This window comes from Ideonella livida (assembly GCF_010499455.1).
GTDB lineage: Bacteria > Pseudomonadota > Gammaproteobacteria > Burkholderiales > Burkholderiaceae_C > Ideonella > Ideonella livida.
This window is the reverse complement of sequence record NZ_JAAGOH010000012.1, coordinates 103,099-122,390: the sequence shown is the minus strand read 5'-3', so window position 1 is coordinate 122,390 and position 19,292 is coordinate 103,099. Positions and strand designations below refer to the sequence as shown.

The window sequence follows — 19,292 nt, the reverse complement described above, 5'->3', positions numbered from 1 at the left end:
CCGGCCCTGCGCCGCTCAGGCGGCCGCCGGCAGACCCGGCTCTTGCCGGCCCGCCTGGGCGCAGCGCAGCACCGCCAGTGCCCGGGCCCCGAAGCCACCGCTGAGCACGCCCACCACCGCCGCCACCACCCCGGCGGCCAGAGCGTCCTGCAGCAGCGGCAGGTGCAGGGCGCGGGCCACGTTCAAGCCGGTGTTGGCTGCAAAGATCGCCACGATCAGGCCCATGGGCACCCAGCTGCCCGGCACATGCACCCGCAGCGCCGAGCCCTCACCACGCGCCACCCAGCCCTGGGCGCCAAAGTAGCGCGCCCCGGCCGCCACCGCCAGGCCATAGCCGCCCAGCCACAGGGCCAGCACCAGCGGCTCAACGCCCAAGACCGTCATCACACTGCGCAGCGACAGCCCGGCCATCACCGCCGCCACCACCACCAGCGCCTTGGGCTTGACCTGGCGCGGCTGCGACTGCTGCCAACCCACCACCAGCAGCACAGCCAGCAGCACGGGAACCCACAGGGGCAGGTGAGAAGCGGGGGTCATCAGAATCTCCTTGAGGTCAAAAGCGGTGTCGATGGACCTGACTGTCCGCTCCAGCCCCTGGCCTGGCCAGCCCGTCGCGATGGAATGGCGGTAGCGGGCGTGAATGGGGTAGAACACGGCGCGAACGGCGGCGCGAAGTGAAGCCAAGCGTGGCGTCAACGATGGCACCAGCGACGGCACCAACGATGGCACCAACGACGGCGTTGCCCGACCTTTGGCAACATGCATCGCGACCGCCACTGCACCGCCGGCTCCCCCCGCCTCACCAGCTTCCCATGCCCCATCACCCCCCGGCCATGACCCATCCCGAACTGCTCGCCTACGCCCACCGCTCTGTCCTGTGCTGGCTGGCCACGGTGGACGCGGAAGGGGGGCCCAGCGTCAGCCCCAAGGAGATCTTTGCCGTGGTGGAAGGCGGCGCGCGGGTGGTGATCGCCAACATCGCCTCGCCGGAGTCCGTCCGCAATATCCGCCATCACCCCCAGGTGGGCCTGAGCTTCATCGACGTATTTGTGCAGAAGGGCTGCAAGATCAAGGGCCGGGCGCAAGTCCTCACGGCGGACGACCCTGACTTTGCGCGCTGGGCCGCCCCCCTGCAGGCCATGGCGGGCGAGCGCTTTGCCTTGCGCTCCCTGATCGTGGTGCACCCCCACACCGTGGAGCCCATCGTGGCCCCCAGCTACCGCCTCTACCCCGACCAGACCACCGAGGCCGGCCAATACGACGCCGCCCGGGCGCAGTACAACGCCATTCCCCGACCGGATTAGCCCCTCACTTGGTGGCAGGTGGGCGGGCCCGTTCAGTCCACCGCCGTCTCACCCATGGCGGCGGCCACCACGGCGGCCGCCATGTCGGCGTCGGCCAAGCCGGCGTGCATATAGGGCTGCAGCAGGTGCTGGCTGCGCACCATGGCGTAGCCGAACAGCGTGGACCAGTAGGCGATGAGGCGCAGCCGCGCGCCGGCCGGGCCCAGCTGCGGCCAGGCGCGCAGGGTCAGCTCCAGCAGCAGGGCGTGGGTGGCCTGCAGGGCGGGCAGGGCGGCCTGGGCGTCGGGGGCGTTCATCAGACCGTCGTCATAGACCATGCGCAAGAGGCCGGGCTCGGCCTGCGCAAACGCCAGGAACTGGTGCGCGGCGTGGCGCAGGGCGCGCTGCGGGTCGGCCTCGGCCTGCACCAGGGCTTGCAACTGGGCCAGGAGCTCGGCGTGCACCGCATCGGCCAGGTTCAGCAGCAAGGCCGTGCGGTGCGCAAAGTGGCGGTACAGGGCGCTGGGCGCCACGCCCAGACCCTGGGCCAGCTCCCGCATGGCCACGGCGCCGTGGCCTTGGTGGCGCACCACCTGGCGGGCGGCCTCCAGCGCGGCCGTGCGCAGCTGGCCGTGGTGGTAGGGGCGCGGGGCGTCCGCCGTGGCGGGGTGGGTCTGGCGGGCGAGCTCGGTCGCCGGGGCGGTCAGGTTGTCGGCAGGGCCGTCGGGGGTTTGGGGGGCGCGCGTGCGGGGCATGGCGGCATTCTCAGTGCAGGGCGCCCGGGGGTTTACCCGCTGGGTGGTGGGTGGCGTCAGGTTCTAAAGTGAACACTGTTCACATTTTCTACCCACCACAAGGAGACCCCGTGAGCTACCTCAAGAACGCCTGGACCATGGCCGCTTGGGACGAGGAGGTGAAGCCCGGCGCCCTGCTGGCGCGCACCCTGCTGGACCAGAAGCTGGTCTTCTTCCGTGATGCGCAAGGCGTGGCTCATGCGCTGGATGACCGCTGTCCGCACCGCTTTGTGCCGCTGTCGGCCGGCCGGGTGTGTGACGACGGTCAGGCCATCCAGTGCGCCTACCACGGCCTGCGTTTTGACGGCTCGGGCGCCTGCACCCACAACCCGCACGGCAATGGCAAGGTGCCAGCGGCGGCGCGGGTGCGGTCCTGGCCGTTGGTGGAGCGCCACAGCATCCTGTGGATCTGGATGGGCGACCCGGCCCTGGCCGAGGCCGCGCGCATTCCGGACTTCTCGGCCCTGGACCCCGCGCATTGGCACGTGGGCAAGGGCTACCTGCACGCCCGGGCCAACTATGTGCTGGAGACGGACAACATCCTGGACCTCTCACACATCGAGTTCCTGCACCCTGGCACGCTGGGCAGTGATGCCGTCAAGCATGCCCACACCGAGTTGCGGCAGGAGGGACAGACCGTCTGGTCGATGCGCCAGACCGAGAACGAGGTGATGCCCGATTTCCTCTACCAGGCCATGGGCCTGCCGCCGGGCCTGCGGGTGGACCGCTGGATCGACGTGCGCTGGGACGCGCCCGCCAGCATGCTGCTGGATGCCGGCGCCACGCCCACCGGCCGCCCCCGCAGCGAGGGCCGGCAGAACTTCCTGCCGCACCTGTTCACCCCGGAGACGGCCACCACCACGCACTACTGGTTCGGCATCGCCTTCCCCAAGGCCATGGGCGAGCAAGGCGCCGCCCTGGCCCGCCAGCAGACCGCCGCGCTGCGCGTGCCCTTTGAGACCGAAGACCTGCCCATGCTGGAGTTGCAGCAGCGTGCGCTGGGCGACACCCCCTTCTGGGACCACCACCCGGTGCTGCTGGCCAGCGACGCCGCCGCCGTGCGCGCCCGCCGCCTGTTGGACCAGCTGATCGCGGCCGAGCAGGGGGGCCGCGCGGCATGAACACGCCGGTGATGCCGCCGGCCGCGCCCGCCACGGGCCTGCGGCCGGTGCGGGTGGCGCGCTGCTGGGCGGCGAGGTGCTGCAGCTGGGGGCACCGCGCAACCTGTTCGCCCTGCGGCCCGACCCGGGCGAAGGGCAGGGCGCCGCCCCGCCGCCGCGCCTGCTGCTGGCCGGCGGGTCTGCTGGCGGCCACCCGGGCGGCTGCGGCGAGGCAGGGCTGGCCAGCCGGGCGGCAGTTCACGCCCTGCTGCTCGCGCGCCCTGTCCTCCCGGCTGGTGGTGGACCTGTAGGCCACCGCGCTGTTCCTCCTCTTTCTGGAGTTCTCATGCTTGAACGCTTCCTCGTGCAGTCACGGGGCTTTGCCAACACCGGCCCGCAGGGCGCCCGCACCGGCTTTGAGCTGCTGCTGCGCCTGCCGTCCTACCGGGGGCTGCGCGCCAGCCTGGTGGATGGCGTGGACGTCACCGTCGACGGTGAACGCTTTGACCACACCCTCAACCACTACGTGCTCCAGGGCCGCCGCCTGGACCTGGCCGCGCTGCGCGAGGCCAGCGACCTGCGCTGGCCGCTGGACCAGCCCGCCTGCATCCAGGTGGACCGGCCCGGCGGGCTGGCGGCGGGGGTGCACGAAGTCACCGTGGGGGTGCGCATCCGCCAGTCTTACATCCCCATCGAGTTCCAACCCGGCGTGGTGGTCGAAACCCGTTGGGCCACCATCGTCCTGCCCTGAGGTGACCATGACACCGTCCACACGCAAACCCTTCCGCTACGGCGTGTCGCTCTACAGCTTCACCGACGACCTGGGCACGGTCATGGGCCTGGAGGAGGCGCTGGCCGCCGTGGCCGACCTGGGGGCCACCGGCATTGAGCTGCTGGGCGAGGCCCATGTGCCGGGCTACCCCGAGCCCGACACCGCCTGGATCGACCACTGGTTCCGCCTGCTGGAGCGCCACCGCCTGGAGCCCACCAACTTCGGCGCCTGGATCGACACCCGGCTGCACCTGTCCCGGCCCATGACCGCCCGCGAGGCCGCCGCCGACCTGTCGCGCGACATCGAGCTGGCCGCGCGCCTGGGCTTTGCCTATGTGCGCCCCAAGATCGGCGTGGTGAGCTTTGACCTGGTGCCCGACCCCATCTGGGAAGAGGCCATCGAGCGCTGCCTGGACCTGGCCGAGCGCCGCCGCATCGTCATCTGCCCTGAGATCCATGCCCCCACGCCGCTGCGCCACCCGGTGGTGGAGGCCTATGTGCGCTTCATCGAGCGCACCGGCTCGCGCCACTTCGGTCTGCTGGTGGACACGGGCATCTTCCAGGACCGGCCGCTTCCGCACTGGCCGGGCGAGACCCCCGAGATGCGGCGCGACTTCCTCAACGGCATCGCCGTCGATCCGCAGGACTTTCTGGCCCTGGCGCCGCATGTGGTGTTCATCCAGGCCAAGTTCCACCACATCGACGAGCGCCTGCAGGACGCCCACATCCCCTGGGAGCGGGTGCTGCCGGTGCTCAAGCAGGCCGGCTACGGCGGCTACCTCTCCAGCGAGTACGAGGGCGACCGCGCGCCCTGGCGGTCGCTGGAGCAGGTGCGCCGCCAGCATGCGCTGCTGCGCCAGATCGAGCGCCGCCTGGATGCGGTGGAGGGCTGAGGCGTGTACGCCCCCCGCCAAGCCGTGGCTGCAGCCCCCGGGCTCGCACAGGCCCTCACCTTGATCGCCGTGGTGGCGCTGCCCACCATGGCCATCGTGTCCCTGGTGCCCAACCTGCCGCAGCTCTTCGCCCACTTCGGCCAGACCCCGCATGCGCCTTGGCTGGTGCCCATGATCCTCACGCTGCCGTCGCTGTGCGTGGCGCTGCTCTCGCCGCTGGCCGGGCAGTTGGTGGACCGCTGGGGGCGCCGCCCGGTGCTGCTGCTGTCCCTGGTGCTGTTCACGGCCATCGGGGTGCTGCCGGTGTTCATGGAATCGCTGCACGCCGTGCTCTGGACCCGCCTGGCCGTCGGCCTGGCCGAGGCGGGCATCTTCACCAGCCAGAACGCCCTGCTGGGGGACTACTTCGAGGGGCCGGCGCGCCAGCGCTGGCTGGGGTGGCAAAGCATCCTCAGCCCCGTGCTGGCCGCTGGGCTGGTGGTGGTTGGCGGGGCGCTGGGCAGCCTGCACTGGCAGGCGCCGTTCCTGCTGTACCTGCTGGGCGTACCGGTGTTGGCGGCGGCCTTCTGGTGCCTGCCGGAGCCGGCCCGGCCCCACGCGTCGCAGGCAGCTGGCGACGCCGCCACCGTGGGGGCCACGGCAGCGCCCACCGCCGCCTCAGCCGCTGCTCCGGACGCTGGGTGGCCCTGGCCGGTGGCGCTGCGGGTGGCTGGCGTCACCCTGGCCGTCTCGGCGCTCTACTTTGTGCAGGCGGTGCAGCTGGGGCGCCTGCTGGCCGAACATGGCCTGACCTCGCCCGAGCGCATCGGCTTCTACGTCATGCTCTCCAGCGTGGGGGTGCTGGCCGGTGGCTGGGTCTTCACCCGCCTGCCGGTGGGCCGCTTGCCGCTGCACCTGGCGCTGGTGCTGGGCTGCTACGGCCTGGGCTTTCTGGGTCTGGGCGGCGCGCCGGCGCTGGCCAGCGCCTTGGCGGCGGCGCTGGTGGCCCAGTTCGGCAACGGCGTGGCCATCCCGGCACTCATCGCCTGGGCCCTGGGCCGCTTTCCGCTGGCGCACCGCGGCCGCGGCATGGGCCTGTGGAGCAGTTGCTTCTTTGCCGGCAGCTTCCTCAGCCCGCTGATGCTGCAAGCCTTGCAAGCGGCCACCGGCGGCCTGCTGCCGGCCGTCGCCTGGCTGGGGGCGTGCAGCCTGGGCGTGGCCGTGGCCCTGGCGGCGGTGGGGTGGCGGGCCAAGGCGGCCCCCACCCCGGCGCTGCGCTGAGTTCACGCCAGGCAGGCGCCCTCGGCCCGCAAGCGGGCCTGCAGGGCGCTGACCGCCACGGCGCGCACCGGGGCAGGGACGGTGCCCGGGGTGGTGGCCACCGCCAGGGCCGCACCGGTGCCGGCGGCCTGGCCCAGGGCCATGGCAATGGTCATCACCCGCACGGCGGCCAGGGCCTGGTGGGTGGCCGACAGGCCCCGCCCGGCCACCAGCAGGTTCACCGGGCCCTGGGCGCACAGGCTGCGCCAGGGGATCTGGTACGCGTGGTGCTCGCCCAGGCCGCGGTAGTCCAGCTCGCCGCCTTGTGCGGGGTGGATGTCGATGGGGTAGGCGCCGGCGGCCACCGCGTCGGCAAACGCGGTCGGGCGCAGCAGGTCCTCGGCGCTCAGGACCCAGTCGCCTTGCACCCGGCGCGTTTCGCGTACGCCCACCTGGGTGCCAAAGGCACGCAGCTGGCCCTGGCTGCAGCCCGGCACCTGCTCGCGCAGAAAGCGGGCGGCCCGCCAGGCCTGGCGCCGGCCCTCCATCTCGGCCTGGCCCAGGGCGGCGGGGTCGGTGGCGTCCACCGCCAGGCGGCTGATGTTGAACCAGGCGTCGTCGCTACCGGGCTCGCGTGCAGCATGCAGCGCGGCGCGCGCCAGCCAGCCTTGGGCGTGGCCCTGCCGGGCCAGGGCCTGCAGCGCGGCGGCGGGCACGGCGTCCAGGGTGGCAAAGTCCACCGGGCCAAAGCGGAACATCATGGTGGCGGGCTGCAGGGTCTCGCCCTGACCCAGGTCCAGCAGGGGGGCGCCGGCCAGGCGGGCGGCTTCCATGTCGCCGCTGGCGTCGATCAGCACCCGCGGGCACCAGTGGCTGCGCCCGCCGCGGCCCAGCGTCTCCACGCCGGTCACGGCGCGGGCCGCAGGCGCCCCGGGCAGGGGCGCGGTGTGCACCGCCAGCAAGTTGGTGTGTAGCAGGGGGGTCACGCCGGCTTCCAGCACCATCTCGTCCAGCACCAGCTTGAGCAGCTCGGGCGCGTATTCCACCCGGTCCATCCAGTGGCCCGTGGACATTTGGAAGCGCTGATGCGCCCCGGCGCCGCCCAGGATGCGCAGGCGGTCTACCACCTCCTGCGCCAGGCCGGCCACCACCGTGCGGCCCGCGGCGGTCTGCCAGCTGTTGAACTGGGCCACGGCACCGGCGGTGGCGTTGCCACCCAGAAAGCCGTAGCGTTCCAGCAGGGCCACACGGGCACCGCCGCGCGCGGCGGCCACGGCCGCCACGGTGCCGGCCACGCCGCCGCCGCATACCAGCACGTCCAGGTGGCGCGCGGGCGCGGCGTGGGGGCCCGCGGTCTCAGGCAGGGCGGCGCTCATTCCAGGCGGATCCCGCGGCTGCGGATGATGGCGGCATAGCGCCGCTCCTCCTGCTGCAAGAAGGCGGCGGTGGGCGCCCGGCCCAGCGGGTGGGGCGCCACGCCGATGGCGGCAAAGCGCGCGCGAACCGGCTCGCTGGCCAAGGCCTGGGCCAGCAGACCTTCCAGACGCGTGAGCGCCTCGGTGGGCACGGTGCCGCGCGGGGCCAGCAGGGCGGCCCAGCCCTGCACCTCCAGCGTGGGCAAACCCTGGCTGCGCAGGGTGGGCACGCCGGGCAGTTCGGCCAACGGCTGCGGGGCCGACACGGCCAGGGCCACCAGCTTGCCGGCCTTGAGGTGGGGCAGCACGCTGGGCAGGTTGAGGAAGCCCAGGTTCACCAGGCCGCCCAGCAGGTCGGGCAGCAGGGCGCTTTCGCCCTTGTAGGGCACGGGGATCAGGTCGATGCCCATCTCCGCGGCAAACAGCTCCGAGGTGAGGTGCGCCAGGGTGCCCGGGCCGCTGTTGCCGGCGGTGAGGGTGCCCGGCCGGGCCTTGGCCTGCGCCACCAGGTCCTTGACTGAGCGCGGGCCCGAGCCGGCGGGCACCACCAGCACCAACGGTTGTACCGACACCATGCCCACCGGCTCAAAGTCGCGTGCCACCTCGTACCCTATGGCGGGCTGCAGTGAGGGGTTGATGACCATGCTGTTGCTGCCCATGAGCAGGGTGTGGCCGTCGCGGGCCTGGGCCGCGAGCTTGACGCCCACGGCGCTGCCGGCGCCAGGCCGGTTCTCCACCACCACCGCTTGGCCCAGGGCCGTGGCGAACGGGTCGGCCAGCGCGCGGGCCGAACTGTCGGCCGCGCCGCCGGGGGCGAAGGGCACGATCAGGCGCAGCGGCCGGGTGGGCCAGGGCTCGCTGGCCAGGGCGCCGGTGGGGCTCAGCAGGGCGGAGGGGCCCAGCGCGGCCAGGCCGCTGAGGCCCATCAGGCGGCCCAACGCCTGGCGGCGGGGCAGGGAGGTGGTCATGGGGTGTCTCCGATTGGCGTAAGGACCGGTCTTCCGGCTGGTGCCGGCGGCGGGTGGCGTGGGTCCGCGTGAGGCTGCGTGAGGCTGGGTAAGGCCGCCTGACGCCGTCTGGGCGGCGTCCCGGTGGGCCCGTGCCACTGGCTGGCCATGGTGGCGGCACAGGCCATGCCTGACCAATACCAAGACCTGCGTATGGCATAACACGGTGTTATGAACTTGCGTCAGATTGAAGTTTTTCGGGCGGTGATGAGCACCGGCTCGGTCACCCAGGCGGCGCGGCTGCTGCATGTCTCGCAGCCGGGCATCAGCCGCATGCTGGCCCACATTGAGCTGCAGCTGGGCTTGCGCCTGTTTGAGCGGGGCCGGGGCCGGCTGCGGCCCACGCCCGAGGCCCTGGCCCTGCATGAGGAGGTCGAGCAGGTCTACCGCGGTGTGCAGCGCATTGACGAGCGGGCCCAGGCCCTGCGCACGGGGGCCGGGCTGACGCTGCGCTTGTTGTGCAGCCCCAGCATGGCGCTGCAGGTGGTGCCGCAGGCGGTGGCCCGCCTGGTGCGCGGGCACCCTGGCCTGCGGGTGGTGCTGCAGGCGCAGCTGCTGCGCGAGATGAGTGCCCAGCTGGTGCGGCAGGAGGCAGACCTGGCCATCAGCACTTTGCCGGTGGCCCATCCCCTGCTGCAGGCCGAACGCCTGGGCCACTGGACGCTGGGGCTGGTGTGCCCGCCGGACCACCGGCTGGCGGGCCGCGAGGCGGTGGGCTTGGCGGACTTGGCGGGCGAGGCGCTGGTGGGTTTTGCGGCCGACACGCCGCAGGGCCAGCTGTTGGCGGCGCTGGCGCCCACTGCGGCGGCCGGTGGGCCGGTGCCGGCGCTGGAGGTGCGCTCGGGCCAGGTGGCCTGCGCCCTGGTGGCCAGTGGGGCCGGCGTGGCCGTGGTGGACCGGTTCACCGCCCAAGCCCAGCCGCCTGGAGTGCTGGTGTGGCGGCCCCTGCGCGAGAGCCCGCGCCACCCGGTTTTTGCCTTGCGCCACGTGGCGCAGCCGCCGTCAGCACCGGCGCAGGCGCTGCTGGAGGGGGTGCGCCAGGCGCTGCAGGCCGATGGCGCGTCGGTGCGGCCGGGTCAGGCCTGACCTGGCCCGGGCTGCCGGGCGGTTCAGTGCGTGGCGGGGCCCGCCATGGGCAGCGCGGGCAACGGCGCGGCGCCCGCGCCGGGGTGCCAGAGGGCCGCGGCCGGCAGGGGCCCGGGCGCGCCCGCCTGTTCCAGGCGGCGGTAGTGCAGGCCCAGGGCTTCCAGCGCCTCAGGACCGGGGCGCACCTTGCGGGCAAAGCAGAAGCGGGTGTCGATCAGCGGGTCGGTGGGCGCGTTGAAGACCCGCGGGCGCTGCTTGGGGTCGCTGAAGTCGTCGAACATGAACAGGTTGCGCGACGGGCGGCCCAGCTCTTGGAAGTACAGGGTCTGGAAGAAGGATTCGTCGGGGTTGGCGCAGCCGCTGAAGAAACGCAGCGTTTCGGGCCGCTCGCGCACCACGGCCAGCAGCGCGCCCGCGCTTTCGCGGGTCAGGCCCCACCAGGCCTTGCCCTTGTGGAAGGTGCCGTAGGGCGCCGTGGGCTGGGGCTGGGCCAGGGCGGCACGCAGCTGCTCCACCTCCTCGGGGGTGAAGCCCCAGCGGTACATGGGCGGGCGCTCGGCAAAACGCGGGTTCAGCGGCCCCACGTCCAGGAAATAGCGGTACTGGAAGCGGTTGGCCAGGTGCGACTGCGGGTCCACTGGCGCGCCGGCCATCAGGTCGCCGTGGCGGGCCAGGCGCTGGCGCAGCACCGGCTCAGCATGCAGCGGTGCGCTGTCGTCGGAGATCAGGGCGAAGTAGTCGTGGCCGTCGGCATAGGCGGCCTCCAGCATGTCCAGGGCGGCGGCGACCATGGACCAGGCGCCCCAGTGGACCCGGTGGCGGTGGGCCATCAGCCGCCAGTGCGGGCTCTGGATGTCGGCCAGCGCGGGGGAGACGGGCACCTTGGCGTCCACGTGGACGTAGAAGCTGGCCTGCCGCTGCCAGTGCTGGAACACCAGGGCCAGGTGGTCCTGGGCGAAGGCCGAGAGGGTCAGCAGCGCGAGTCGCATGGGTGTTGCCGCCGGCGGAAGGCGGCCCGGTGGGCGTTGCACGGGGTGCAAAGGGGAGCGGCCTGCAAGCCGCCCGAACGCCACCGATCTTGCGTGGCCCGTGTGACAGGACCGTGTAGGTCGCCCGGGGCCGGGCGGCTCAGGCCCCGCGCGGCGGGCCCACGGTGCGGCCGGGGGCGTACACCGGCTGCCACAGCACCTGCAGGGCGTCCACCGGCCGGCCCTCGGTCAGGCCCTGCAGCAGGTCGGCCAGGCAGTGGCCGGCGCTGGCGGCGTCGGGCTGCTCGATGGCGTTGACGCCCAGGCTGTGCAGGGGGGAGTCGGCCGGTATGCCGTCGTAGACGATCACCGACACGTCCTCGGGCAGGCGCAGGCCCAGGTCCAGCAGGCCGCGCACCAGGCCCACGCCCAGCACATGGTTGTCGGCCACGATGGCCGTGGGTGGCCGGGCCGACTGCATCAGCGTCTGCGCGGCCTGGTAGCCGCCCACGCGGGTGAATTCCGCCGGCACCACCCGCTGCGGCTGCGGTGGCAGGCCCGCGGCCTGCAGGCCGCGCTGGTAGCCCAGCAGGCGCTGGTGGGCAAAGTTCAGGCTGGTGGGGGCGTGCACCAGGGCGATGTCCTGGTGGCCGGCGCGCAGCAGCTGGGCCACGGCCAGGGCCATGCCAGCCTCGTTGTCAAAGTCGAACCAGGCGATGTCCTGGCAGTCGTCGCAGCGGCCATAGGCCACGAAGGGCACGCGCCGGGTGCGCAGGTAGTCGATGCGCGGGTCGCTGCGCCGGGTATGGGGGACGATGTAGCCGTCCACCCGCCCGTTGCGCAGCAGCCGTTCGTAGGTGGCCAGTTCGCCCTCGGGCGGGGAGGAGGCGATGAGCACGTCGATGTTGCGCGCCGCGCAGCGATCGGTCAGGCCGCCGACCATGGCCAGAAACCGTGGGTCGCCCAGGTCGCCCGAGCCGGTGGGGTAGACGATGCCCATGGCCTCGGAGCGGCCCACCGCCAGGCGCCGCGCGGCGCCGTTGGGGCGGTAGCCATGCTCGCGCGCGGCGGCCATGACGCGCTCGCGGGTGCGCTCGCTCACGTCGGCGTAGCCGTTGAGCGCCCGGCTGATGGTGGTCTGGGACAAGCCCAGCACTTGAGACAACTGCTTGAGATCCATGAGGAGCGCGAGCGTACCCCGCCCGGGCCCTTGGCCGTCAAGGCGGGGGCCACAGAAGGTGCCTGGGGAAAACCCAGGCCCACCCCAAAGCGCTTTGGATCACAATATCCAAAGCGCTTTGGAGCTGGCTTTGCCTGAAGATTCCACTGCACGGTGGGCCGCTTGCGGCCCCCGCGCTCCAGGACGCTGAAGGCCGGCCGATGCCGGCGCAGCCGGCACAGGGCCGGCAAGGGCGCAGGCCCGGACCGTGGCGGCCCGGGTCAGCAGGCGGCCCGCGTCCAGCCGGATGCGCCGCCACCACCGACACGAAAGGTAGAGACGAGACATGGCCAAGATGCTGGGTGTGAACGCAGGGCGGTGGACCGCCGTGGCGGCGGTGGCCGCCGCCGTGGTGGGCACGATGGGGGCCGCGCAGGCCGCCACCGAGGTGAGCATGTGGGTGCACGCCGGCCCCGGCCCGGAGCGCGACGTGTACGTGGCCTCCATCAAGGCCTTCAACGACGCGCAGAAGGACGTGAAGGTGAACCTGGTGGCCTTGCCCGAGGGCAGCTACAACGACCAGGTGAGTGCGGCCGCGCTGGCCGGCAAGCTGCCCTGCATCCTCGACTTTGACGGCCCCAACCTCTACAACTACGCCTGGTCGGGCAAGATCCGCCCGCTCGACGGCCTGGGCATCGCCAAGCTGGTCAAGGACCAGCCCCTGCTGCCCACGCTGACCCGCCAGGGCACCTACAACGGCAAGCTCTACTCGGTGGCGCAGTTCGATTCGGGCCTGGCCATCTGGGGCAACCGCAAGACCCTGCAAGCCGCGGGCGTGCGCATTCCCAAGGGCCCGGCCGACGCCTGGAGCCGCGCCGAGTTTGAGGACGCGCTGGCCAAGCTCAAGGCCGCCGGCGTGAAGGTGCCGCTGGACATGAAGTTCAACTACGGCATTGGCGAGTGGATCAGCTACGGCTTTGCCCCCATCGTGCAGAGCCTGGGCGGCGACCTGATCGACCGCAAGACCTACCGCAGCGCCAAGGGTGCCCTCAACGGCCCGGCGGCGGTGGAGGCCATGACGATGCTGCAGGGCTGGGTCAAGAAGGGCTATGTCAACCCGGGCACCAAGAACGACGGTGACTTTGTGCAGGGCGTCTCGGCCCTGTCGTGGGTGGGTCATTGGACCTACAACGACTACCGCAAGGCCCTGGGCGAGGAGCTGGTGCTGATCCCCATGCCCAAGCTGGGCGCGCAGGCCGTGACCGGCGCGGGCTCGTGGAACTTCGGCATCGCCAAGAGCTGCCCGGCGCCGGAGGCCGCCTCCAAGGCGCTGGAGTTCCTGATGGGCAAGGCCGAGATCCTGCGCATCACCGCCGCCAACGGCGCCGTGCCCGCCACCGCCGCCGCCCAGGCCGACAGCCCCGCCTACAAGGCCGGCGGCCCGCTGAGCCTGTATGTGGCCCAGAGCAGCCAGGGCGTGGCCCGGGTGCGCCCGGAGACACCGGCCTACCCGGTCATCAGCGCGGCCTTTGCCGAGGCGGTCAACAACATCGTCAACGGCGGCGATGTGAAGAAGGAGCTGGACAAGGCGGTGCGCAAGATCGACCAGGACATCGAGGACAACAACGGCTACCCCAGCCGCTGACCCCCCCGCCAGCGCCATGTCCTGCCTGTCCACCCTGCTCCTGCGCCCCGCGGCGGCGCTGTGCCTGGCCCTGTGGCTGGGGGCCGCGCTGCCGGGCCAGGCCGCCCAGACCGCCGCGCCGGTGGCGTTGACGGTGTGGATGCACTCCGGCCCCGGGCCGGAGCGCGAGGCGCTGGAGGCCTCGGTGCGGGCCTTCCAGCAGGCCCGGCCCCATATCCGCCTGACCCTGGTGGGCCAGGAGGAGGGGGGCTACCAGGCGGCCCTGACGGCGGCGGCCGAGCGCGGGGCCCTGCCCTGCCTGCTCGACCTTGACGGGCCCAACCTGCCGTACTGGGTGGCCCGTGGCGCCTTGCGGCCGCTGGACGACCTGCTCGACCGTGCGGCCTACCAGCGCCGCCTGCTGCGCACCCTGCAGGCCCAGGGGCAGGTGGACGGCAAGCTCTATGCCCTGGGCCAGTACGACTCGGGCCTGGCCCTGTGGGGCCACCGGGGCTGGCTGCAGAAGATCGGCGCCCGCATCCCGGCTTCGGGCCTGGAGCCCTGGAGCGGCGAGGAGTTTGAGCAGGTGCTGGCGGCCCTGAAGAAGGCCGGCGCCCGCCAGCCGCTGGACATGAAGTTCGACTACGGCGTGGGCGAATGGCTCACCTACGCCTTCCTGCCGCTGGTGCAGGCGCAGGGCGGGGACCTGCTTGCCCTGCGCGGCGGCCGGCTGCAGGCCCGTGGCGCGCTGGACAGCCCGGCCAGCGTCCAGGCCTTCAAGCGTTTCCAGCACTGGGTGCGCCAGGGCTGGGTGGACGCGAGCGGGCAGGGCGGGCGTGATTTTGTCGAGGGCCGCGCCGGCCTGTCCTATGTGGGCCACTGGACCTACCGCGAGTACCAAAAGGCCCTGGGCGCCGACCTGGTGCTGCTGCCCATGCCGCGCCTGGGGCCGGGCCGGCCGGTGACGGGTGCGGGGTCCTGGGCCTGGGCGGTGTCGGCCAGCTGCCCGCATCCGCAGGAGGCGGCCCAGGTGCTGGAGCACCTCATGAGCCCGGCCGAGGTGCTGCGGGTCACGCGCATCAATGGCGCCATCCCCGGCACGCTGGAGGCCATCTTCGCCTCCGAGACCTACGGCGCGCAGGGTCCGCTGCGCCTGTACGTGGACCAGATCCTGGACCGCAAGGCGCGCCTGCGGCCCGTCACCCCGGCCTATCCGGTGGTGTCTGCCGAGTTTGCCCAGGCGGTGCGCCAACTGGCCGACGGGGCCGACGCCGAGCGCACGCTGCAGGCGGCGGCGGCCCGCATCGACACCCTGCTGGAGGCCCCGCCCCCCAAGCCGGTGCCGCTGCCGGCGGCGGTGACGACCGCCGCCGCCGCCACGCCCGCCCGCTGAGGCGCCATCCCACCCTGCCTTTCCCCTCCGGCCCCCGTCCCACCCGGTACGGCCCCGAATCTTCTGGAGCCCCTGTCTTGTCGATGTTCCCTTCCTCCACCGCGGCCAGCACCGCTGCGGGCCGCCGCCGGGGCGAGCTGCTGGCCGCGGCCGTCCTGGCCGGGCCGGGCCTGCTGCTGCTACTGGCCTTCATGGTGGTGCCCTTCCTCATGGCCTTCGGCCTGTCCTTCACCAACCAGCGCCTCATCAGCCACGAGGCGCTGGGCACCGACTTTGTGGGCTGGCGCAACTACCTGCGCCTGTGGGAGGACGAGGCCTTCTGGGCCGCGCTGGGCAACAACTTCCTGTTCGTGGTCATCGTGGCGCCGCTGCAGTCGGCCCTGGCGCTGCTGCTGGCGGTGCTGGTCAACCGGCCGCTGGCCGGCAGCCGGCTGCTGCGCACCGTGTTCTTCATGCCGGTGGCCACCACCATGGCCGTGGTGGCGGTGATCTGGTCGCTGCTCTACGCGCCCGACGCGGGCGTGGTCAACCGCCTGGTGGGCCTGCTCACCTTCGGCCAGGTGGGCCCACAAGACTGGCTGCGCGACCCGGCGCTGGTGATGTACGCGGTGATGGTGCTGTCCATCTGGCAGGGTGTGGGTTTTCAGATGCTGGTGTTCCTGGCCGGCCTGCAGGCCATTCCCGGTGACCTCTACGAGGCCGCGCGCATGGACGGCGCCTCGGCCCGCCAGCAGTTCCTGCACATCACCGTGCCCATGCTGCGCAACACCACGCTGTTCGTGGTGATCACCACCACCATCTACGCCTTCCAGCTCTACACCCAGGTGCAGATCATTGCCAGCAGCGGCACCTCGGCCCCCATCGACGCCTTCCGCACCGTGGTCATGCTGATGGTCCACAGCGGCTTCACCAGCGGCAAGGTGGGTTACGCCTCGGCGCTGTCGGTGGTGTTCTTCCTGCTGGTGCTGTCCATTTCGCTGCTGCAGCGCGTGCTGGTCAAGGAGGAGCGCGCATGAACCCGACACCCCATATTGCCGCCGCCCGGCGCGCGCGCCTGTCCCGCTGGCTGGGCGTGGCCACCTGGTACGCCACCGGCGCGCTGCTGCTGCTGTTCTTCCTGTTTCCCCTGGCCTTCATGGCGGTGTCGGCTTTCAAGACCGACGAGGCCCAGCTGCTGCGCGACATGGCCGGCTTTGACGCCTTCCGCCTGCACGGCACCGTGGGCTGGGACAACTTCACCCAGGTGCTGGGGCAGACCAACTTCCTGCGCGCCCTGGGCAACTCCACCCTGGTGGTGGGGCTGACGGTGGTGGCCGGCGTCTTCGTCAACAGCGCCCTGGCCTATGCGCTGGCGCGGCTGCAGTTCCCCGGGCGCGGCCTGCTGGTCTCGGCCATCGTGGCGCTCATCATCGTGCCGTTTGAGGCCATCGCCGTGCCGCTGCTGCTGCTGGTCAACCAGCTGCCCTGGTGGGGCGGGCAGGTGGGCTGGCTGGACTCGTACCAGGTGCAGGTGATTCCCTTCATCGCCCACGCCTTCTCGGTGTTCCTGTTCTACCAGTTCTTCATCGCCCTGCCGCGTGACCTGGAGGAGGCCGCGCGCATGGACGGCGCCGGGCCGCTGCGCATCTACTGGAGCATCGTCCTGCCGCTGTCCAAGCCGGTGATCGCCACCGTGGTGATCCTGCAGTTCCTGGCCCGTTGGGGCGACCTGCTGTGGCCGGTGATGGTGGTGCGCGGGCCGGTCTTCGAGACCCTGCCCCTGGCCATGCAGACCTTCTTCGGCCAGTTTCCCCGGCAGTGGGGGCCGGTCATGGCGTTCGCCGTCATGACCACCCTGCCCACCCTGCTGGTCTTCATCGTCTTCCAGCGCTGGTTCGTCAAGAGTGCGATCTCCAGCGGCATCAAGGGCTGAACCTCACCATGGCTGCCATCTCCCTCAAGAACATCGCCAAGACCTACGCCGGCGGCGTGCCCGTCATCCGTGACGTGAGCATGGACATCGCCGAGGGCGAGTTCATGGTCTTCGTCGGCCCGTCGGGCTGCGGCAAGAGCACCCTCATGCGCATGATTGCCGGGCTGGAAGACATCACCGGCGGCGAACTGCACATTGGCGGGCGCCGGGCCAACGACCTGGCCCCCGTGGACCGCGATGTGGCCATGGTCTTCCAGAGCTACGCCCTGTACCCGCACATGACCGTGGCCGAGAACATGGGCTTCGGCCTGAAGATCGCCGGCCGCTCCAAGGCCGAGATCCGCGACGCCGTGGGCCGCGCCGCCGAGATCCTGCAGATCAGCCACCTGCTGGACCGCCGGCCCAAGGCCCTCTCGGGCGGGCAGCGGCAGCGTGTGGCCATTGGCCGGGCCATCGTGCGCAAGCCCAAGGTCTTCCTGTTCGACGAGCCCCTGTCCAACCTGGACGCCAGCCTGCGGGTGCAGATGCGGCTGGAGCTGATCCGCCTGCACCGCGAGCTGGGGGCCACCATGCTCTACGTCACCCACGACCAGACCGAGGCCATGACCATGGGCGACCGCATCGCCGTGTTCAACCAGGGTGTGGTGCAGCAGCTGGGCGCGCCCATGGACCTGTACCAGCGGCCCGACAACGTCTTTGTGGCCCAGTTCCTGGGGGCGCCGCGCATGAACCTGCTGCCCGCCACCCTGCACACCGACGGCGGCGCGCCGCGCCTGCAGGTGCAGGGCCTGGGCGAGTGGCGACTGGACGCCGTGCCCGCCGGGGTGACGGCCGGCGAGGTCCGCCACGTGGGTATCCGCCCCGAGCACCTGCAGAGCACCGCTGCCGGCTGGCCGGTCACGCTCAGCCTGGTCGAGCGCCTGGGGGACGCCACCCTGCTCTATGCCCAAGTCCCGGGCTTGGAAGCCCCCCTGGCCCTGCGCGTGGCGCAGTGGGAGCCGGACATGGTGGCCGGGCAGACCTTGAGCGTGCTGCCCCGCGCCGGCCACCTGCTGCTGTTCAACGCCCAGGGCCGGCGCATCGGCCAGGTCTGAAACCCCATCGTCTTTCCCCTTCACGCACCGCAGCCCCACACCCCATGAACCACGGCGTCCAGCTCATCACCTATGTGGACCGATTCGGCCGCAGCGACCTGCGCGGCCTGCAGGCCCTGCTGCGCCAGCGCCTGCCCGGCGTCTTTGCCGGCGTCCACCTGCTGCCCTTCTTCCACTCCATCCACGGCGCTGACGCCGGCTTCGACCCCATCGACCACCTGCAGGTGGACGCCACCCTGGGCGGCTGGGACGATGTGCGCGCCCTGGCGGCCGATGTGCCGCTGATGGCCGATGTCATCGTCAACCACATGTCCTCGGCCTCGCCGCAGTTCCAGGACTTCCTCGCGCGGGGCGAGGCCTCTGCCTACGCCGGGCTGTTCCTGTCGCTGGCCAGCGTCTTCCCGCAGGGCGCCACCGAGGCCGACCTGCTGGCCCTGTACCGGCCGCGCCCCGGCCTGCCCTTCACGGCGGTCACGGCCGGCGGGCAGAAGCGGCTGATGTGGACCACCTTCACCGCCCAGCAGATGGACATCGACGTGGCCACGCCCGCCGGGCAGGCCTATCTGGACGAGATCCTGCGCACCTTTGCCGACGCCGGCATCTCCATGATCCGGCTGGACGCCGTGGGCTACGCCGTCAAGAAGGCCGGCACCAGCAGCTTCATGCTGCCCGAGACCTTCGACTTCATCGCCGCCTTCGCCGCCCGCGGCCGCGCCCTGGGCCTGGAGGTGCTGGTGGAGGTGCATTCGCACTTTGCCAAGCAGGTGGAGATCGCCCAAAAAGTGGACTGGGTCTACGACTTCGCCCTGCCACCGCTGGTGCTGCATGCCCTGTGCTTTGGCCGGGCCGACCGCCTGGCCCACTGGCTGGACATCCGCCCGCACAACGCCATCACCGTGCTCGACACCCATGATGGCATCGGCATCATCGACATTGGCGGTTCGGGCGCCGGTGCCCAGCGCCTGCCCGGTCTGGTGCCCGACGACGAGCTGGACCGCCTGGTGGACTGGATGCACGACAACTGCGCCGGCCAGAGCCGTGAGGCCACCGGTGCGGCCGCCTCCAACGTCGACCTCTACCAGGTCAACTGCACCTTCTACGACGCCCTGGGCGCCGACCCGCGCCGCTACCTGCTGGCCCGCGCCCTGCAGTTCTTCACCCCGGGGGTGCCGCAGGTGTACTACGTGGGCCTGCTGGCCGGCCGCAACGACATGGACCTGCTGCGCCAGACCCGCGTGGGGCGTGACATCAACCGCCACCACTACACGCCCGAAGAGGTGGACGCCGCCCTGGCCCAACCCGTGGTGCAGGCCCAGCTGGCGCTGATCGCCCTGCGCAACCGCCACCCGGCCTTTGCCGGCACCTGCGTGCACCGCCTGCTGGACGGCCAGCGCCTGCAGCTGCGTTGGACGCAAGGCGCCCACCACGCCACCCTGACCGCCGACCTGGCCCAGGGCCGCCTGCACCTGGACGCCAGCGACGCCGGCCTGGACCTGCAGGCCCTGCTGCCCTGGCTGGGCTAAGGCGGGAAAGGGGGCAGGGCCACCACCCTTG

At 72.0% G+C, this 19,292-nt stretch carries 18 protein-coding genes; 12 read left to right on the top strand and 6 right to left on the bottom strand.

The genetic code is table 11. The features are described from left to right. Nucleotides 1–15 precede the first annotated feature (15 nt). Nucleotides 16–537, bottom strand: coding sequence for a DUF6622 family protein (locus G3A44_RS11765; RefSeq protein WP_163457714.1), 522 nt, complete (start codon nucleotides 535–537; stop codon nucleotides 16–18). A 296-nt stretch (nucleotides 538–833) separates the two neighbouring features. Here G3A44_RS11765 and G3A44_RS11760 point away from each other — a divergent pair, with 296 nt between their 5' ends. Then, on the top strand, nucleotides 834–1,304 hold the full coding sequence (locus G3A44_RS11760) for a pyridoxamine 5'-phosphate oxidase family protein (protein ID WP_163457713.1): 471 nt from the start codon (nucleotides 834–836) through the stop codon (nucleotides 1,302–1,304). Between the two features lie 32 nt (nucleotides 1,305–1,336). On the opposite strand, the gene G3A44_RS11755 is transcribed toward G3A44_RS11760, so the two are convergent. Continuing rightward, nucleotides 1,337–2,038 carry a TetR/AcrR family transcriptional regulator gene (locus G3A44_RS11755; RefSeq protein WP_163457712.1) on the bottom strand — a complete coding sequence of 234 codons (702 nt, stop codon included), beginning with the start codon at nucleotides 2,036–2,038 and terminating at the stop codon, nucleotides 1,337–1,339. Nucleotides 2,039–2,148: 110 nt separating this feature from the next. Here G3A44_RS11755 and G3A44_RS11750 point away from each other — a divergent pair, with 110 nt between their 5' ends. The 4 genes from G3A44_RS11750 (at nucleotide 2,149) to G3A44_RS11735 (ending at nucleotide 6,101) form a co-directional block, all read left to right on the top strand. Further along, entirely contained in the window at nucleotides 2,149–3,198 is a 1,050-nt protein-coding gene (locus G3A44_RS11750; protein WP_163457711.1) for a Rieske 2Fe-2S domain-containing protein, read from the top strand. Between the two features lie 325 nt (nucleotides 3,199–3,523). Continuing rightward, nucleotides 3,524–3,928, top strand: a complete 405-nt coding sequence (locus tag G3A44_RS11745; protein ID WP_163457710.1) for a C-glycoside deglycosidase beta subunit domain-containing protein — start codon at nucleotides 3,524–3,526, stop codon at nucleotides 3,926–3,928. Between the two features lie 7 nt (nucleotides 3,929–3,935). Continuing rightward, nucleotides 3,936–4,841, top strand: coding sequence for a sugar phosphate isomerase/epimerase family protein (locus tag G3A44_RS11740; protein ID WP_163457709.1), 906 nt, complete (start codon nucleotides 3,936–3,938; stop codon nucleotides 4,839–4,841). Nucleotides 4,842–4,844: 3 nt separating this feature from the next. Then, nucleotides 4,845–6,101: an MFS transporter gene (locus tag G3A44_RS11735; RefSeq protein ID WP_163457708.1), complete on the top strand. Its 1,257-nt coding sequence runs from the start codon at nucleotides 4,845–4,847 to the stop codon at nucleotides 6,099–6,101. A 2-nt stretch (nucleotides 6,102–6,103) separates the two neighbouring features. Here G3A44_RS11735 and G3A44_RS11730 read toward each other — a convergent pair whose 3' ends face one another. Together G3A44_RS11730 and G3A44_RS11725 are read right to left on the bottom strand one after the other, a co-directional pair. After that, a complete protein-coding gene (locus G3A44_RS11730; protein ID WP_163457707.1) occupies nucleotides 6,104–7,456 on the bottom strand; it encodes an FAD-dependent oxidoreductase in 1,353 nt (450 codons plus the stop codon). Beyond that, nucleotides 7,453–8,463 (bottom strand): Bug family tripartite tricarboxylate transporter substrate binding protein, encoded by a 1,011-nt coding sequence (locus G3A44_RS11725; protein ID WP_239061827.1) that lies wholly within the window; start codon nucleotides 8,461–8,463, stop codon nucleotides 7,453–7,455. Before G3A44_RS11725 ends, G3A44_RS11730 begins: the two co-directional genes overlap by 4 nt. A gap of 210 nt (nucleotides 8,464–8,673) precedes the next feature. Between G3A44_RS11725 and G3A44_RS11720 the strand changes: the two genes are divergently transcribed. After that, nucleotides 8,674–9,588 (top strand): LysR family transcriptional regulator, encoded by a 915-nt coding sequence (locus tag G3A44_RS11720; RefSeq protein ID WP_163457706.1) that lies wholly within the window; start codon nucleotides 8,674–8,676, stop codon nucleotides 9,586–9,588. 23 nt (nucleotides 9,589–9,611) lie between these two features. Here the strand turns inward: G3A44_RS11720 and G3A44_RS11715 are convergent, their stop codons facing one another. Together G3A44_RS11715 and G3A44_RS11710 are read right to left on the bottom strand one after the other, a co-directional pair. Continuing rightward, entirely contained in the window at nucleotides 9,612–10,577 is a 966-nt protein-coding gene (locus tag G3A44_RS11715; protein WP_163457705.1) for a beta-1,6-N-acetylglucosaminyltransferase, read from the bottom strand. Nucleotides 10,578–10,716: 139 nt separating this feature from the next. After that, nucleotides 10,717–11,736, bottom strand: coding sequence for a LacI family DNA-binding transcriptional regulator (locus G3A44_RS11710; protein WP_163457704.1), 1,020 nt, complete (start codon nucleotides 11,734–11,736; stop codon nucleotides 10,717–10,719). A 325-nt stretch (nucleotides 11,737–12,061) separates the two neighbouring features. On the opposite strand from G3A44_RS11710, the gene G3A44_RS11705 reads away from it, so the two are divergent. The 6 genes from G3A44_RS11705 to gtfA all read left to right on the top strand — a co-directional run bounded on the left by G3A44_RS11705 (nucleotide 12,062) and on the right by gtfA (nucleotide 19,261). Next, entirely contained in the window at nucleotides 12,062–13,360 is a 1,299-nt protein-coding gene (locus tag G3A44_RS11705; RefSeq protein ID WP_239061826.1) for an ABC transporter substrate-binding protein, read from the top strand. A 16-nt stretch (nucleotides 13,361–13,376) separates the two neighbouring features. Further along, complete coding sequence (locus G3A44_RS11700) at nucleotides 13,377–14,732, top strand: ABC transporter substrate-binding protein (protein WP_163457703.1); 1,356 nt, start codon at nucleotides 13,377–13,379, stop codon at nucleotides 14,730–14,732. 83 nt (nucleotides 14,733–14,815) lie between these two features. Beyond that, on the top strand, nucleotides 14,816–15,748 hold the full coding sequence (locus tag G3A44_RS11695; RefSeq protein ID WP_163457741.1) for a carbohydrate ABC transporter permease: 933 nt from the start codon (nucleotides 14,816–14,818) through the stop codon (nucleotides 15,746–15,748). Then, complete coding sequence (locus G3A44_RS11690; protein ID WP_163457702.1) at nucleotides 15,745–16,644, top strand: carbohydrate ABC transporter permease; 900 nt, start codon at nucleotides 15,745–15,747, stop codon at nucleotides 16,642–16,644. The genes G3A44_RS11695 and G3A44_RS11690 overlap by 4 nt, the downstream gene beginning before the upstream one ends. Before the next feature lie 8 nt (nucleotides 16,645–16,652). Beyond that, the gene (locus tag G3A44_RS11685; protein WP_163457701.1) at nucleotides 16,653–17,738 is read left to right on the top strand and encodes an ABC transporter ATP-binding protein; all 1,086 of its coding nucleotides are present in this window, start codon (nucleotides 16,653–16,655) and stop codon (nucleotides 17,736–17,738) included. 44 nt (nucleotides 17,739–17,782) lie between these two features. After that, nucleotides 17,783–19,261 (top strand): sucrose phosphorylase, encoded by a 1,479-nt coding sequence (gtfA, locus tag G3A44_RS11680; RefSeq protein WP_163457700.1) that lies wholly within the window; start codon nucleotides 17,783–17,785, stop codon nucleotides 19,259–19,261. The last annotated feature ends 31 nt before the right edge of the window (nucleotides 19,262–19,292 follow it).

Coding starts and splice junctions, on each gene's coding strand:
- G3A44_RS11740 (WP_163457709.1), top strand. CDS start 3,936: ATGACACCGTCCACACGCAAACCCTTCCGCTACGGCGTGTCGCTCTAC.
- gtfA (WP_163457700.1), top strand. CDS start 17,783: ATGAACCACGGCGTCCAGCTCATCACCTATGTGGACCGATTCGGCCGC.
- G3A44_RS11755 (WP_163457712.1), bottom strand. CDS start 2,038: ATGCCCCGCACGCGCGCCCCCCAAACCCCCGACGGCCCTGCCGACAAC.
- G3A44_RS11725 (WP_239061827.1), bottom strand. CDS start 8,463: ATGACCACCTCCCTGCCCCGCCGCCAGGCGTTGGGCCGCCTGATGGGC.
- G3A44_RS11760 (WP_163457713.1), top strand. CDS start 834: ATGACCCATCCCGAACTGCTCGCCTACGCCCACCGCTCTGTCCTGTGC.
- G3A44_RS11720 (WP_163457706.1), top strand. CDS start 8,674: ATGAACTTGCGTCAGATTGAAGTTTTTCGGGCGGTGATGAGCACCGGC.
- G3A44_RS11690 (WP_163457702.1), top strand. CDS start 15,745: ATGAACCCGACACCCCATATTGCCGCCGCCCGGCGCGCGCGCCTGTCC.
- G3A44_RS11695 (WP_163457741.1), top strand. CDS start 14,816: ATGTTCCCTTCCTCCACCGCGGCCAGCACCGCTGCGGGCCGCCGCCGG.
- G3A44_RS11685 (WP_163457701.1), top strand. CDS start 16,653: ATGGCTGCCATCTCCCTCAAGAACATCGCCAAGACCTACGCCGGCGGC.
- G3A44_RS11715 (WP_163457705.1), bottom strand. CDS start 10,577: ATGCGACTCGCGCTGCTGACCCTCTCGGCCTTCGCCCAGGACCACCTG.
- G3A44_RS11705 (WP_239061826.1), top strand. CDS start 12,062: ATGGCCAAGATGCTGGGTGTGAACGCAGGGCGGTGGACCGCCGTGGCG.
- G3A44_RS11765 (WP_163457714.1), bottom strand. CDS start 537: ATGACCCCCGCTTCTCACCTGCCCCTGTGGGTTCCCGTGCTGCTGGCT.
- G3A44_RS11710 (WP_163457704.1), bottom strand. CDS start 11,736: ATGGATCTCAAGCAGTTGTCTCAAGTGCTGGGCTTGTCCCAGACCACC.
- G3A44_RS11730 (WP_163457707.1), bottom strand. CDS start 7,456: ATGAGCGCCGCCCTGCCTGAGACCGCGGGCCCCCACGCCGCGCCCGCG.
- G3A44_RS11700 (WP_163457703.1), top strand. CDS start 13,377: ATGTCCTGCCTGTCCACCCTGCTCCTGCGCCCCGCGGCGGCGCTGTGC.
- G3A44_RS11745 (WP_163457710.1), top strand. CDS start 3,524: ATGCTTGAACGCTTCCTCGTGCAGTCACGGGGCTTTGCCAACACCGGC.